The sequence below is a fragment of the Niastella sp. OAS944 genome (genome assembly GCA_024809215.1).
GTDB lineage: Bacteria > Bacteroidota > Bacteroidia > Chitinophagales > Chitinophagaceae > Niastella.
Genome location: JANUBW010000001.1, coordinates 1,686,232 through 1,702,197, shown reverse-complemented (window position 1 = coordinate 1,702,197; position 15,966 = coordinate 1,686,232). Strand labels below are relative to the sequence as shown.

Here is a 15,966-nt window from a genome sequence, read left to right as displayed (position 1 = left end):
AAAATCAGTCCAATTTTGAAAGCTAAAGATAAAAAATGATTAAACTTTTCAGGAAAAACCTGTTTATCAGGCTATAAGACGAAAATACAGCCTGATAAAATGGTAAGAAGATGTTATAATGGGCGCTTACGGAACGTTAATGTATTTATGCAGCTGCAGCGAGAATTCCCAACGGGGATTGGCTTTAATGTAGTCAATGATCAGCGGCGTTACCGTAGCAACTTTGCTCCATTCGGGTTGCAAATACAATTTACAGGTGGGCGAAACCAATGCAGCATATTTTTCGGCCCATTCAAAATCGCTTTTATTATAAACCACCACTTTTAGCTCATTGGCCAGTGGAAGTATTTCGGGCAGGGGCGCTTTGAATTTTTTGGGAGAAAGGCAGATCCAGTCCCAGCTACCGCTTACCGGCCAGGCACCAGAGGTTTCAATATTGGTTTGAAAACCGGCTTCATGCAGGGCATCGGTCAGCGCATCGAGGTTATGCATCAGCGGCTCGCCGCCGGTAACGATGGCCAGCCGGCCGGGCTCGGCGCTGGCGCCGGCCACTATTTTATCGATTGTTTGTAAGGGGTGTTTTCCACCATCCCAGCTTTCTTTTACATCGCACCACACACAGCCTACATCGCACCCGCCAAGGCGAATGAAGTAAGCAGCCTTTCCCTGATGGAAGCCTTCACCTTGCAGCGTATAAAAAGACTCCATCACCGGATATTGAATTGTATCTATAGTAGCTTTTGTCATTGAAAACAAAGTTCGGGAAAATAAAAACGAATGTGATAATTCGATAATTAGCTTATGTGATAATGCCTGATTGTCGTGAACTCCGAATGTAATTGGGCTTCCCGGATGTGCGAATTATCACATTATCTCATTATCACATTAGGTAATTTGTATCCTATGCCCGCTAAGGCAACAATATTCAACAATGATTAATTAATGTTTGAGCAAACAGGCATTATAGGTATTCTTCATCAATGCCGCAATGGTCATAGGCCCTACACCGCCGGGAACAGGAGTAATGTAAGAACATTTGGGCGCAACGGTATCAAACTGTACATCGCCTTTTAATGCATACCCTCTTTTCTTGGTGGCGTCGGCTACGCGGGTAATACCTACGTCAATTACAATGGCACCTTCTTTAACCATATCGGCAGTTACAAATTCGGGGCGGCCTAAAGCTGCTACAATAATATCAGCCTGCAGGCAAAGCTCTTTCAAATTCTTAGTTGCCGAATGGCAAATGGTTACTGTACAGTTACCTGGGTTGGTATTGGCGCTGAGCAAAATGCTCATTGGGCGGCCAACGATATTACTGCGACCAATAACAACGGCATGCATGCCCTTGGTATCGATTTTATAATGTTCCAGCATCAGCATAATGCCATGCGGGGTAGCAGGTATAAAGGTAGGCAGCGATTGAACCATTTTTCCTACGCTTACCGGGTGAAACCCGTCAACGTCTTTGCTGGGGTGAATGGCATTGATCACTTTTTCGTCAGAAATATGTTTAGGCAGCGGCAGCTGAACAAGAATACCGTCAATATCGAGGTCATTGTTCAATTGTTCAATGGTTTCCAGCAGTTTAAACTCACTGATGGTATCCTCGAGGCGGATGAGGGTGGAGCGGAACCCGATCTCTTCGCAGGTACGCACTTTTGAACCCACATAGGTTTCGCTGGCGCCGTTGTTACCCACCAGTATGGCGGCCAGGTGCGGCACTTTTTTACCTTCGGCTACCAGTTGAGCCACTTTAATTTTTAATTCATCCTTTGTTGCCTGTGATACAAGCTGCCCGTCTAAAATTTTCATTGCGCAAAGGTAACGGGCTGCGCGTTGCTGCCCTAACCGGTAAGAAAGATTTTTTTATATTACGCATTTTGAATATGTTTAATGATCAAATACTGAAAGCTTGCTGCTGTGAAGAATTTGCTATTGCCATTATTTCTTATCCATTGCCTGGCCCATGGTCAGTCAATTCATTACTCCCCCGGTACATTATATACCGGTTTGGGCGCCTATAGTCACCAATTTACCCAATCGTTTTCCTTTCTTGCCAACCAGGCGGTGCTGGGTGATCTTACACGAACCAGCGCGGGTTTATATGCCGAACAAAAATATGGGTTACAGGAGCTGTCTATGTACCTGGGTTCCATGGCCATTCCGGTAAGCCGGGGCGGTATTGGTATTGCCATGCAATACGCGGGGTACAGCGATTTCAACGAAAGCCAGGTAGGTATTGCCTATGGCCGCAACCTGGGAAAGGTAAGCGTGGGTGTACAGTTCAATTATAATATGATGCATGTTGCCGGGTATGGCAATGATGCGGCGATTGGTTTTGAAGTGGCCACCCAGTGGCGGGTAAATACTGCCCTGGTAACTGGTATTCATATAGTTAACCCCGCAGGTGGGCGGTTTCGTAATCACGCAGAAGAAAAGCTGGCGGCCGTTTACCAGTTTGGGGCCGGGTATGAGGTTTCTAAACAATTATTTCTAAGCGCTGAGCTTACTAAAGAAGAAGACCGGCCTGTAAATGTGCAGGCCGGTTTACAATATATGGCTGTGCCCGATAAATTATTTCTACGAACGGGCATCACCACGGCAACAACTTCGCCTTATGCCGGACTGGGCTGGCAATGGAAAAATTGTCGCGCCGACGTGAGTGTACGCTATCATCCGCAATTGGGTCTTTCGCCCGGCGTACTGCTACTTTTTTATGGTAAACAAAAAACAGAACCATGAAATGGCCGCTTGTCATTTGGCTTATAGGACAGGGGATAATAGTTGTGGCCCAGGAGCGGCCGGCAGAACCGGTAAATGAACAACAGCTCGAAATGCAGGCCGAACGCGAAGAGGGCGTTGCTGATGATGATACCCAATGGCAACAGTTGTTGTATTTGCAAAAACATCCATTGAACCTGAATGCAGTTACTGAAAATGAACTAAAGACCTTGCGCCTGTTGAGCGACCTGCAAATCAGCAATTTTTTATTGTATCGTAAACAGTTGGGTGCGTTGCTGAACATTTATGAATTGCAGGCCATTCCGGGTTGGGATGTGTATACTATTAAGCAATTACTGCCATATGTTACCGTGAGTGATGCAAAAAGTATTGTAGAACGGCTGGGCGAGCGGCTACAACATGGTGAACAAACTGCCTTATTGCGGTTTGCCACAACAGTGAGTAATGACGAAGAAGATAAGAAGGCTACAGAAAACTACCTGGGTCATCCATCGGCTGTTTTGTTCCGTTATAAATATAATTATAAGAACCTGATGCAATATGGAATAACGGGCGATAAAGATGCGGGTGAACAATTCTTTAAAGGGGCGCAAAAGAACGGCTTCGATTTTTATTCATTTCATTTCTTCGCCCGAAAGCTGGGTATTGTGCAATCGCTGGCCATTGGCGATTTTGCCGTAGGGTTTGGGCAGGGGCTTATACAATGGCAGGGGTTGGCATTCAAAAAAAGCGCTGAGGTATTGGCTATAAAAAGACAGGGACCAGCATTACTGCCGTATAACTCGGCCGGTGAATATAATTTTCACCGGGGCGTTGGGGTGACCTTGCAAAAGAATGCGTTCCAATGTACGGTATTTGCTTCGGCCCGTAAATTAAGCGCCAACCTGGTAAGCGATAGTATATCTTCTATACAAACTGTGGGATACTACCGAACAGTGGCGGAATTGAACGACCGTTATAACGTTCAATGTATAACTGCAGGCGGATCGGTTAAGGTATCGAACAACCGGTCGCATATTGCTATAAACACAGTTCAGTATAATTTATCGAATCCTTTACAGCCGGCCGATGAGCCGTATGATCGTTATGCCATCAGCGGCCGTACCTGGAGCAATTATAGTTTCGATTATAGTTATACGGTCCGCAACATGCATGTGTATGGTGAAGTAGCTGTTGATAAATTGTATAATAAGGCCATGGTGCATGGCCTGCTGGCCAGTCTTGACCCACGCGTTGATCTTGCTGTTGTTTACCGCAACATTAGCAGCCGTTACCAATCGCTTTTCAGCAACGCCTTTACCGAAAACCGGTTGCCTGTAAATGAAAATGGGTTGTATGCCGGGTTATCAATAAGGCCTGTGCATGGTTGGCGGTTGCAGGTTTATGCCGATGTTTTTAAATTTCCCTGGTTAAAATATAAAGTGAATGCACCTTCCGGCGGTCAGGAATACCTGGTTCAACTTGAATACACACAAAATAAATATGTGACAATGTACACCCGGTTACGGCATGAAGCTAAAGAGGACGGCATGGGTGATATTGTGAAACGGTTAAACTGGCGAACACATATAAATTACCGGCTTAACAAGATGGTTGAGTTACGCAGCCGGGTTGAAACGGTATGGTATGGCAGCGAAAGCACAAAAAAAGAAACCGGCTTTTTATTATATACAGATGTTTTTGTAAAGCCACCCATGAAGCCCTTCTTTTTTAACGCCCGGTTACAGTATGTTGAAACGGGTGGTTACAACAGCCGCATATATGCCTGGGAGAACACAGTGATGTATAATTTTTCAATTCCTGCACAGTTCAATAAATCGCTTCGATATATTCTAAATGTTAATTGCTGGTTAACACGACTTTTCTCCAAACAACAAAAGAGCAGGTTGAATTGTTTGCTTGCCTTTTCATTTGCACAATCTGTTCATCCATTTAAAGCTGCAGTTGAAGCATCGGAAAATGCAGTTGAGGCATATAACAGCTCAAATATTAAGATGCAACTTATTTTTGTTAGAATATAACATATAGGTTACTAACGTTAGCAGCATATTAAAAATATATTAAAGAGCAAACTTCGGTTATGCATCATACCGTAATTAAAATTTATATCAGCTTGCCGTTGGTGTAATTTTAAAGCTATTTTCTTGTCTTGAGTGTGGATAACTTTAATCTCTTACTAACGGTGTGTAAAAAAAATAGGGCATTGTAAAACTTTTTTCAACCTACTTCAAATCCTGTGCAGGTGTGGGTTTAAGCATGCTTACATAACAAATAAGTTTTCTTGATGAAGGTATAGCTGTAAAATTTTTTGCAGCATTTATAAAATTCAATTTGTCTAACGGTTAGCAAAAATTTTATTTATTTGCACCCGATTTAAGATTCCTAACTAAAACTTAACGTTTGGAAGATTAAATCAAAAACTAAAAATTCACAAAGTCTCATGAGAAAAATTCTACTGATGGCAGCGATGCTATTTGCATTCGTTGCTATAACTTCCGGCCAAAATCGCTCAGTGGCCGGCGAAGTAAAAGATGCGCAGGGAAACCCAATTCCCTTTGCCACGGTAAAAGTAAAAGGCAGTAAAGTTGCAGTGGCTGCCGACCAAAACGGTAAATTCTCTGTTAACATTCCAGAAGGTGCGGTTTTAATTGTTTCAGGAGCAGGCTTTCAGGCGCTTGAGATCAATGCAGGCACCCAAACAACCCTTTCAATTGGCTTAAAAGAACAGGAATCACTAAAAGAAGTAGTGGTTACTGCTATGGGGCAGGTAAAAAGCAAAGCTAAAGTGGGTTATTCTACCACCACATTCAACACTGAAAATATCAATAAGGTAGCGCCGTTAGGAGCATTGGATGCGTTGCAGGGTAAAATTGCCGGCGCGGATATCTCTACCGTTAGTGGTACACCCGGTTCATCATCTAAAGTGGTGCTGCGTGGTTACGGTGTAATTTCAGGTGGTAACAACCAACCGTTGTATGTTATTGATGGTGTTCCCTTAACTGATGCGCGCCCTGCTTCAAGCGGCGATGTTCCTATTGGTCAGGCAAGGGCCGCTTCGGATGGTATGTACGATTATGGAAACGGATTGAATTACATCAACCCGAATGATATTGAAAGTATAACTGTACTGAAAGGAACAGCCGCTTCGGCTTTATATGGTTCTCAGGCAAAGAACGGTACTATTATGATCACCACTAAGCGTGGTAAGGCCGGAAAACTGAGAATTGATTTTACCAGCACATTCAATATCTCCAGAGTGGGCAAAACACCAGACTTGCAAGAAGAGTTCGGACAGGGCTGGAGTGGTTTGGACCTTCTGCCTGAAAATGGTAGCTGGGGTCCTAAGCTGGATGGTATAGAACGCCCATGGGGTGCAACAGTTGATGGCGTGCAATTGAAAAAGCCGTTTTCATTTCATGATAACATCAGGGATTTTTACGAAACGGGTACAGAAAACAATAATACCATTTCACTATCTGGTGGAAACGAGATCAATAAATTTTATTTTTCTTATGGTAATGTATTCAGCAATGGTATTATTCCCAGCGGTGCCGATAAGCTCCAACGCCACAGTTTTGCGTTCCGCTCAAATTCAACCTATAAGAATTTCACCCTTAATACTTCTGTAAACTACATTAACAGACGTATGAACGCTCCGGCTACAAGAGCCGTTGGCGGTGTAGGTTCTGCTATTTTTGAAGATCTGTTGCAGATCCCTGTCGACATTCCGTTAAAGGAGATGAAGAATTACAAAAGCACCTTCTATAACGTAGATAACTATTTTACACCTTATGCCGAAAACCCATATTACGGTGTGTATGAAAATGGCAGTAAGCAAAACTCTGATCGCATTTTTGGAAACGTTACACTGGGTTACAAGTTTACCGACTGGCTTTCGGCTGAATTAATTACAGGGGGCGATTTTACCAACGCCCGTACCAGTGCATGGAATGCAGTAAATGCACCAACGCCTGGAAGCTGGAATGCTGGCGAAAACCCTGAAGGTTCAGCAAGACAACCCGACATAGGTTCGTATGCCGAAATAACCAACTACGAAGGTTCATTTAATACCATTTTCAATCTGAAAGTAAATAAGGACCTGGGTTCTAAATTTAATCTCGAAGGTATTTTAGGTGGTACTTATAACCAGTCGGAGTCAAAAGGTGTTACAACCCGTATTGAAGGGCTGTTAGTTCCTGGTTTTTATAATTTATCGAACTCGGTTAACCTGCCTACCGGTACCGAGATCATTGCGAAAAGAAGGTTGATCGGTACTTACGCACAGGCTACATTAGGTTATTTAGGCCAGCTGTTCTTAACAGTAAATGCCCGTAACGACTGGTCGTCAACACTGCCCATTAATAAGAACAGTTTCTTCTATCCCGGCGCTAACCTGTCGTGGATCGCTTCACAAACATTCGACTTAAGCCGTACGCCTGTTTCTTTATTGAAATTCAGGGCCGCTTACGGAAAAACAGGTGCCGACGCTTCTCCTTATCAGGTAAATTCTACTTTAACACCAGGCAATATTTTCCTGGGCTTTGGCAATATCACGTTTCCGTTTAATGGTGTAGGCGCTTATAGCCTCAGCAAACAGATCAACAACCTGAATCTTGAACCGGTTATTACCAGTGAGGCCGAATTGGGTGTAGAAGCACGGTTCCTTAATGGTCGTATTGGCATCGATGCGAACTATTATGATAAACGTACTGAGGGACAGATCTTCAACGTGCCTATTTCTCCCGGATCTGGATATACTACCCTGGTTCAAAACATTGGACTGGTTAGTAACAAAGGGGTAGAGGTAGCGTTGGATGTAACGCCTGTTAAAACGAAAGATTTTAGCTGGACGTTCAATTACACCTTTGCACGTAACCGTAGTAATGTTGAAAGATTGAATGATGGCCTCGATAAAGTAATTTTGCAAACAGGCTACGATGCGGAATTTGATGCCATCCCTGGCAAACCCCTCGGTATTTTCCTGGCCCCTGTTCCTGTATATTCACCTGATGGAAAGATCGTAGTAGATGCCAAAACCGGATTCCCCGTTGTAGCTCCAGATAAAGGAGAATATGGTTCTTCGCAACGCGACTTTATGATGGGATTGCAGAATACATTTACCTATAAAGATTTTCAGCTTGGCTTCTCTTTCGACTACAGAAAAGGTGGCATGTTTTACAGTGGTACAGCCGATCTGCTGTTGTTCACCGGTGGCGCCCGCGCAACAACATTTAACGACCGCAAACCATTCGTAGTTCCCAATTCTGTTAACCAGGTTGTAGACGGTAGTGGTAAAACCATTTATGTTGAAAACACGAAAGCGATAGGTGAAGCGCAGTTTGATACTTATTTCTATCACACTTCAAATAAAGGATTGGTTTATCGTGACAGGATCATCGACAGGTCATTCCTGAAATTGCGCGATGTAACGCTTACATACAGACTGCCACAAAGCATTGCTTCAAAGATCAGGGCATCGAACTTATCATTGACTGCTTACGGTAGAAACTTCCTGGTGTGGACGCCCAAGTCAAATACGTACATTGACCCAGAGGTAACCAACTTTGGTAACGACTTGCAGAGTGAATTTGGTGAATTCAGAACCGGCCCAAGTTTAAAACAATTTGGTGTTACACTGAGAGCAAGCTTTTAATAAATCAGGATTTTAAAAATATTGAAGTATGAACCTAACAATAAAAAAGTCACTATATATATTCCTTGCCGCTTCTTCAGTGGTGCTGTTTGGTTGCAAAAAGCAGCTTGATATAAATGTAGATCCCAACTATCCTTTGGTAAACCAGGGCTCTCCGAGATTAATTTTCCCGGCTGCCGTTATGTCTACTGTTGGAAGAACAGGAGCTGAGTTAAATATCATTGGTGGCATATGGTCGCAGTATTATTCACAATCTGCATCATCGAGCCAGTACAGAACAGTTGATGCTTACAACTTACAAAGTACCGATTATAACGGCCCTTACTCCGAACTGTTTTCAGGCGCATTGAACAACTACCAGTATGTGATAGATAGCTCTAAAGCAAAAGGCGACTGGAATTTTTTCCTGATGGGTACCGTTATGAAAGCATATACTGCACAGGTGTTGGCCGACTTATATGATAAGATCCCTTATTCACAGGCGTTGCAGGGTAAAGCTAATTTAACGCCTGCTTTTGATGACGGGTATAGCATTTATACCGACCTGTTAAGTAAAATAGACGAAGCCCTGGGCAAGGATTTTACTGCCAAAACCAATACTGATCCGGGAACAAGCGATCTTGTTTTTGGTGGGGATATGGATAGGTGGATGCAGTTTGCCAATACGCTGAAATTAAAAATGTATTTGCGAATGGTAAATGCAAAATCCGCCGAAGCGAAGGCAGGAATTGAGAAATTATATACCAGTGGAGCAAAGTTTCTGGATACAACTGCTGCTGTTACAGGATTTACTAAAACGCCTGATAAGCAAAATCCGTTTTATGCTTATAATGTGCAACGGTTAAATACCACTACCAACCTGCGCGCCAGTAAAACATTTGTTAGCTGGTTACAGGCTAACAATGATCCACGAATTTCATATTATTTCGATTCTACAACACCTGCTGTGATACACCAGGGTGATTATTTGGGAACCATATATGGCAAGGCTACTGTACTTCGTCAACATGAAACCGACCCGGTTAACATGATATCGGAAGCTGAAAGCTATTTCATGCAGGCCGAAGCCAGGTTGCGATATTTTGCCGCAGATCAAACCCAGGCGTTATACAATAAAGCAGTTGAAACTACATTTGACGAAACTGGTTATGATGGTAAACCATTTGTAGCGTCTGGTGGCGTATATGAATTCCCGGCAGCCGGAAACGAGGATGAAAAACTGGAAGCTATAATGGTTCAGAAATGGGCGTCATTAGCTTACGGAACGCATGCGCTGGAAGCGTTTTTTGAAAGAAACCGGACCGGGTACCCCAGAGCAAGCGCTGTATACTCAACTTCACCAAGCTATATTCCAGGTCAGTTTGTGTACTCACCCAACGGTGTAACAGGTAATGGCCAATTCCCTAAACGTCTGGTGTATCCCGATGTGGAAAGATCAAGAAACAGGAACACACCGGCTGAAGTGCCTATTACAACACCGGTTTGGTGGGCATTAAAGTAAGTTGAAAAAGCAATACATAATTTAAAGATTAACACAACTGTTATGAAAAATATATTGATAGTAATATTAATACTTGGAGCTGCAGGTATGTGGGCCTGTTCAAAAGATTTGCCCGATGCGGGAGGCACTGCCACAGAAGCGCTTTCAAATGAATGGTGGGCTACAGATAATGGTGCAGTCGTTAGAAAAATAACAACTTATAATACCTCGGCTAATGAGGATTCTATGTGGATTTCGACGACCAAAGCGCCAAACGCATTCCTGGTTAAAGTGAAAATTGATCCATCAAGCCTTACTTTTTCTGTTCAGAATTCAAAGAATTTTACCAGTAATCTTATTAGTACCGTAAATATCACAAACGGAAAGGTTATCCCCAAAGGCGGCAAATCTCAAACGGGTAATATAACCGACAGCATTTATATGGAAGCTGAGTTTTCAAACGCTCCGGGAGTGAAACATATCTTTAGCGGTGTGGCAAGAACAAGGTTCGAAGCGGACGATTATTAAGTTAGCTACATAATATAATATTTGTCTAAAAAACCATTCGTCAGTTGACGAATGGTTTTTTTATTGCCCAAAATCCCCATTTACCCGCATTTTACATATGCATATGAGTTAATTACATATGAATATTATTGTTAGGGTATGTAATAAGAGCTTCCCGAAAGCTCATTTTTTAGCTATTTCCATGCCCGTGACAGTTGCAGCGCTTTGCAAATTCATCTTGTCTAGCTCAAATTGGCTCTAAATGTTAAGGAATGCCTTTTTAACTTTTTTTTATATTATATCAGGTTTTCTATACATTTAGAACAGGTTCGTCACATTTTAAACTTACAAGTCACATGAGAAAAATGCTATCACTTATAGCAGTGTTAGTACTATGCACTGCTATGGCCCTGGGTCAAAACAAAACTATGACCGGGCAGGTCAAGGACACAAAAGGAGATCCTATTCCTTTTGCAACTATCAAAATCAAAGGCACTAACAGTGCCGTAGCCGCAGATGCAAACGGCAACTTCACTATCACTGCTTCTCCCAATGCCACATTCGTTATTTCCGCTGTAGGTTTTGAACAAGCCGAAGCAAAAGCCTCAAGCTCAGGCTCTTTGCTGGTTTCGTTAAAAACATTGGAAGCCATGCGGGAGGTAATTATTACCGCTCAGGGTATTAAAAGAACCCGTAACCAACTTGCTTACGCAGCCCAAACTATCAATGGCGATGAAGTAAGTAAAACCAGGTCCAATAACTTCATTAGCGGGATGTCGGGCAAAGTTGCAGGCCTCGAGATCAGGCAGTCCAATGGTTTAGGTGGTTCAACCAACGTAACCATGCGTGGTGTAAAATCATTTGTAGGTAACAACCAGGCTTTATTTGTGGTTGATGGAGTACCTTATAATAATGATAATACCAATTCCCCCGATCAGCTTACGGGCAGGGGCGGTTATGATTATGGTAATGCCGCAGCCGACCTTAACCCCGATGACATTGAATCTATCACTGCTTTAAAAGGCGCTGCTGCCACTGCGTTATATGGTTCACGCGGTAGCAATGGTGTAATATTGATCACAACTAAAAAACGTTCAAAAGGCCTCGGCGTTACTGTTAACTCAGGTATCAGTTTAGGGTTTATTGATAAAAAAACGTTCACAAAATATCAGAAAGAATATGGTGGTGGTTATGGACCCTATTACGAAGACCCAACCGGCTTTTTCTTTTATAGAGATATAAACGGTGATGGTGTAGATGACCTGGTAACCCCAACGAGTGAAGATGCTTCATTTGGTGGCAAATTCGATCCCAATTTAATGGTATACCAGTGGGATGCTTTTGATAAAACATCGCCTAACTTTGGTAAGGCAACGCCCTGGGTTGGCGCAGCCAATGACCCTTCCACGTTTTTTGAAAAGCCGTTCAATAATAACCAAAGCATTTATATTGATGGCGGATCAGATAAAGGAACATTTAAACTGGGTTATACCCGCACTGATGATAATGGTATTTTACCCAATAGTAACATTGTTAAAAACCTTATTTCATTAGGGGCTACTTATAACGTTGCTAATAATTTAACCGCCGGGGCTTCAATCAACTTTTCAAATATCAACGGTAAAGGAAGATATGGCACCGGTTACGACGATAAGAACGTGATGACCAACTTTCGTCAGTGGTGGCAAACAAATGTTGATATAAAATCCCAAAAAGATGCCTACTTCCGCACAAGAAAAAATGTTACCTGGAACTGGGCCGATCCTACAGACCTTACTCCAATATATTGGGACAACCCATATTTTGTCAGGTACGAAAATTTTGAAACTGACCGCCGCGATCGCATCTTCGGTAATGTTAACCTGAATTACAAGGTAACAGACTGGCTGAATATAATGGGAAGAATTGGTCATGACTCTTACAATGAACTGCAGGAAGAAAGACAGGCCATTGGAAGTATTGGCGTTCCTTCTTATTCCCGTTTCGACCGTTCGTACCGTGAAACCAATTTTGACCTGATCGCTAATTTCGACAAGGACATTTCTACAGATCTTAATTTTAAGGCATTAATTGGTACTAACATTCGCAAACAACATACGCAAAGCGTTTCGGCTATAACCAATGGCGGACTTGCTATTCCGGGTATTTATTCTCTTGCGAACTCTGCCAACCTCATCAATGCTCCGGTTGAGTTTGATGGAAAAAGAGAAGTGGATGGATATTTTGCCGGCGCCACCTTCAGCTGGAAGGATATGCTTACCCTCGATGCAACTATAAGAAGAGATAAATCTTCTACACTTCCCAAGAATAACAACGTATATTATTATCCTTCCGTTTCTCTTGGTTTGGTTTTCTCTAAATTGTTACCTGGTTTCGACTGGCTTTCTTATGGTAAAATACGCACTAACTATGCCCAGGTTGGTAATGATGCTCCAATCTATAGCGTGTTGGATGTTTATAATATTGTACCGCCATTCGGATCGGAACCCACTACAACTATTCCAAATACCAAAAACAATCCAAACCTTAGACCTGAGCAAACCAGAAGCGCTGAAGTTGGTTTGGAAATGTCGTTCCTGAAAAGCCGTGTAGGTTTTGATGCCACTTATTACCGCACAAGAACTGTTGACCAGATACTGCCGTTGGCAATATCAACATCAACCGGATATAGCAACAAGTTCCTCAATGCCGGTACTATTGAAAATAAGGGAATTGAGCTGTCGGCTTTTGCAACACCGGTTCAAACCAAAAATTTCTCCTGGACGCTGAATCTTAACTGGACCCGTAACCGCAATAAGGTTATTGAGTTGTTTGAAGGATCTGATAACCTGGTGCTGGCAAGCTTCCAGGGCGGTGTATCGCTGAATGCCAGTTTAGGTCAGGCTTATGGTACCATCCGCGGTTCAAATTTCGTATATACCAACGGACAAAGAACTGTTAATGACGATGGGTATTATGTAATTTCTAATACTGCCAATGAAGTGATCGGTAATCCAAATCCCGATTGGATCGGCGGTCTTAACAATACCATTAAATACAAAAATTTATCACTCAGTTTTCTTTTAGATATGCGTAAGGGCGGTCAGATTTACACGCTCGACCTGTCTTATGGGTTCGACAGTGGATTGTATCCTGAATCTGTTGGTTTGAACGACCAGGGCAAACCGAAAAGAGACGCCGTGGCAGATGGCGGCGGGGTAATATTTGCAGGTGTAACTGAAGATGGAAAGGCTAATACAACAAGAGTGGCTGTTGAGAATGGCATGTTGGGAAGCGATAATTTTCCTTCTGCCGGTTTCGTATATGATGCCAGTTATCTTAAATTAAGAGAAACCATTCTTACTTATTCATTGCCTAAAGAAGCACTTGGAAAAATGCAGATATTCAAGGGCGTTGACTTTTCACTGATCGGAAGGAACTTGTGGCTTATACACAAGAACCTGCCTTATGCCGATCCTGAAGATATGATCAGCGCAGGAAACTTCCAGGGATACCAGGGTGGTGTGTTCCCTACTACCCGCTCTATTGCATTAAATGTAAAATTAAGATTCTAAAAAAAATTGTATGAATAAGACTAAATTAATAATACTATCGTCATTCATAATACTGATAAGCTCCTGTAAAAAGGATATTACCAGCTTGAATAATGATCCCAAAAATCCGGCAACTGTATTCTCCTGGTCTTTATATACCAATGCTCAAAAGAACCTGGCGCGTACACTGGCCTCTTCAAATGTTAACCTGAATATATTCCGCCTTATAACACAATACTGGCAGGAGACCACTTATTTAAATGAAAGCCGTTATAACTTAACTACCCGAAATATTAATGGTAATGGGTGGACGGCGCTGTACCGCGATGTGCTGACCGATTGTGAAGCTGCCCGTAAATTAATACCAACTGATGTAACGAACGAGGCTGTTCGTAAAAACCAACTGGCCCAGTTGGATATCACGGAAGTGTATACCTATTATTACCTGGTAACAACGTTTGGCAATATTCCCTATACAAAAGCTATGAATATTGATAGCGTATACCCGAAATATGATGATGCAAAAACTGTATACAATAATTTATTGAGCAGGCTCGATGCAGATATTGCCGCACTGAATACTTCGGCTGAAGGTTTTGGTTCTACCGATATTATTTATGGTGGCGACATTGCCTTGTGGAAGAAGTTTGCCAATTCCATAAAATTGAAAATGGCCCTTACCATTGCCGATGACGACGCGGCAAAGGCAAAATCAACAGCAGAAGCAGCCGTTGCAGCAGGTGTTTTTACTTCTAATAGTGAAAGCGCCAAGTTTGTTTTCAAAGCTGCCCCACCAAATACCAACCCCATTTGGGAAGACCTGGTACAAAGTGGAAGAAAAGATTTTGTGGCCAATAGTACTATTGTGAAAATGACAGATAGCCTTAATGATCCCCGTCTGCCGCTGTATTTTACGTTAGACGGAAGTGGAGGTTACTCTGGAGGCGCCCCGGGAAGAAGCAGCAGCTACAGCACCTTTTCAAAGCCAAGTGAGCATTTGACCAAGCCTGAATATCCACATACATTGCTTGATTATGCCGAAGTTGAATTTTTATTGGCAGAAGCGGCAGCAAGGGGTTTTAACGTAGGAGGTACGGCCGCTACTCACTATAATAATGCCGTTACTGCATCCATAACTGATTGGGGAGCTTCCGCTACTGATGCTGCAGACTATTTGGCCCAACCCGATGTAGCTTATGCAACAGCCGGCGGAACATATAAACAAAAGATAGGTATACAAAAATGGCTCGCTTTATACAATCGCGGCTGGGATGCATGGATTGAGTGGAAAAGACTCGACTATCCACAATTACTACCGGCTTATAGAGCCGTTTCAGCCATACCTGTGCGGTTTACTTACCCGGTAAATGAACAAAACTATAATACCAGGAACTATACCGATGCTTCTTCGGCAATAGGCGGCGATAAAGTAACCACCAAACTTTGGTTCGATAAGTTCTGATAAATAACCAAGTGTATAAATGAACGGGGGTGTGTCACAATTGGCACACCCTCTTTTATTGGGTCAATTGCTTTTAAAGGTAAATTCTACCATAAAAAATTAATTCAACAGGCTACTCACCCTGTTACCGCCCGGTTTCTTACTTTTGAGGCTTAAACATTTTATGATGGAAGATCAAAACCAGCAACAACAGAACCAGCTTAATATCGAAATTTCGGAAGAAGTAGCAGAAGGGGAGTACGCCAATCTTGCCATCATTACACATTCACATGCCGAGTTTGTAATAGATTTTGTGAATGTAATGCCCGGAACACCAAAAAGTAAGGTGAAGTCGCGTATCATATTAACGCCGCAGCATGCCAAACGTTTCATGAAGGCATTAACTGAGAATATTCAGCGATTTGAAGCTGCCAATGGAAAGATCCAGGACCTTGAAGACGTGCAACTTCCAATGACTTTCGGTGGGCCAACTGCACAAGCTTAAATCAATAGACAATTTGCAATAGACAATAGGCAAAGAGAAGATTTGCGAATTATAGGAACGCCCGAATACCGGCCACCCTTGCCAATTGCTCATTGCCAATTG

Annotated in this window: 10 protein-coding genes; 8 read left to right on the top strand and 2 right to left on the bottom strand. The window is 42.7% G+C overall.

What is annotated here, in order from left to right; all coding sequences use genetic code 11:
* Window positions 1–126: 126 nt before the first annotated feature.
* Window positions 127–747, bottom strand: a complete 621-nt coding sequence (locus tag GGD38_RS06675; protein WP_375298791.1) for a 7-carboxy-7-deazaguanine synthase QueE — start codon at window positions 745–747, stop codon at window positions 127–129.
* Window positions 748–939: 192 nt separating this feature from the next.
* Window positions 940–1,815: a bifunctional methylenetetrahydrofolate dehydrogenase/methenyltetrahydrofolate cyclohydrolase FolD gene (folD, locus tag GGD38_RS06670; protein ID WP_375298792.1), complete on the bottom strand. Its 876-nt coding sequence runs from the start codon at window positions 1,813–1,815 to the stop codon at window positions 940–942.
* Window positions 1,816–1,923: 108 nt separating this feature from the next.
* On the opposite strand from folD, the gene GGD38_RS06665 reads away from it, so the two are divergent.
* The 8 genes from GGD38_RS06665 to GGD38_RS06630 all read left to right on the top strand — a co-directional run bounded on the left by GGD38_RS06665 (window position 1,924) and on the right by GGD38_RS06630 (window position 15,864).
* A complete protein-coding gene (locus tag GGD38_RS06665) occupies window positions 1,924–2,745 on the top strand; it encodes a hypothetical protein (protein ID WP_375298793.1) in 822 nt (273 codons plus the stop codon).
* The gene (locus tag GGD38_RS06660) at window positions 2,742–4,766 is read left to right on the top strand and encodes a ComEA family DNA-binding protein (protein WP_375298794.1); all 2,025 of its coding nucleotides are present in this window, start codon (window positions 2,742–2,744) and stop codon (window positions 4,764–4,766) included. The genes GGD38_RS06665 and GGD38_RS06660 overlap by 4 nt, the downstream gene beginning before the upstream one ends.
* Window positions 4,767–5,185: 419 nt before the next feature.
* Window positions 5,186–8,398, top strand: coding sequence for a SusC/RagA family TonB-linked outer membrane protein (locus GGD38_RS06655; RefSeq protein WP_375298795.1), 3,213 nt, complete (start codon window positions 5,186–5,188; stop codon window positions 8,396–8,398).
* Between the two features lie 28 nt (window positions 8,399–8,426).
* A complete protein-coding gene (locus tag GGD38_RS06650; RefSeq protein WP_375298796.1) occupies window positions 8,427–9,899 on the top strand; it encodes a SusD/RagB family nutrient-binding outer membrane lipoprotein in 1,473 nt (490 codons plus the stop codon).
* Window positions 9,900–9,941: 42 nt separating this feature from the next.
* Complete coding sequence (locus GGD38_RS06645; protein WP_375298797.1) at window positions 9,942–10,406, top strand: lipid-binding protein; 465 nt, start codon at window positions 9,942–9,944, stop codon at window positions 10,404–10,406.
* A gap of 335 nt (window positions 10,407–10,741) precedes the next feature.
* Window positions 10,742–13,939 (top strand): SusC/RagA family TonB-linked outer membrane protein, encoded by a 3,198-nt coding sequence (locus tag GGD38_RS06640; RefSeq protein WP_375298798.1) that lies wholly within the window; start codon window positions 10,742–10,744, stop codon window positions 13,937–13,939.
* A 10-nt stretch (window positions 13,940–13,949) separates the two neighbouring features.
* Window positions 13,950–15,380, top strand: coding sequence for a SusD/RagB family nutrient-binding outer membrane lipoprotein (locus tag GGD38_RS06635; RefSeq protein WP_375298799.1), 1,431 nt, complete (start codon window positions 13,950–13,952; stop codon window positions 15,378–15,380).
* Window positions 15,381–15,543: 163 nt separating this feature from the next.
* The gene (locus GGD38_RS06630; protein WP_375298800.1) at window positions 15,544–15,864 is read left to right on the top strand and encodes a DUF3467 domain-containing protein; all 321 of its coding nucleotides are present in this window, start codon (window positions 15,544–15,546) and stop codon (window positions 15,862–15,864) included.
* The last annotated feature ends 102 nt before the right edge of the window (window positions 15,865–15,966 follow it).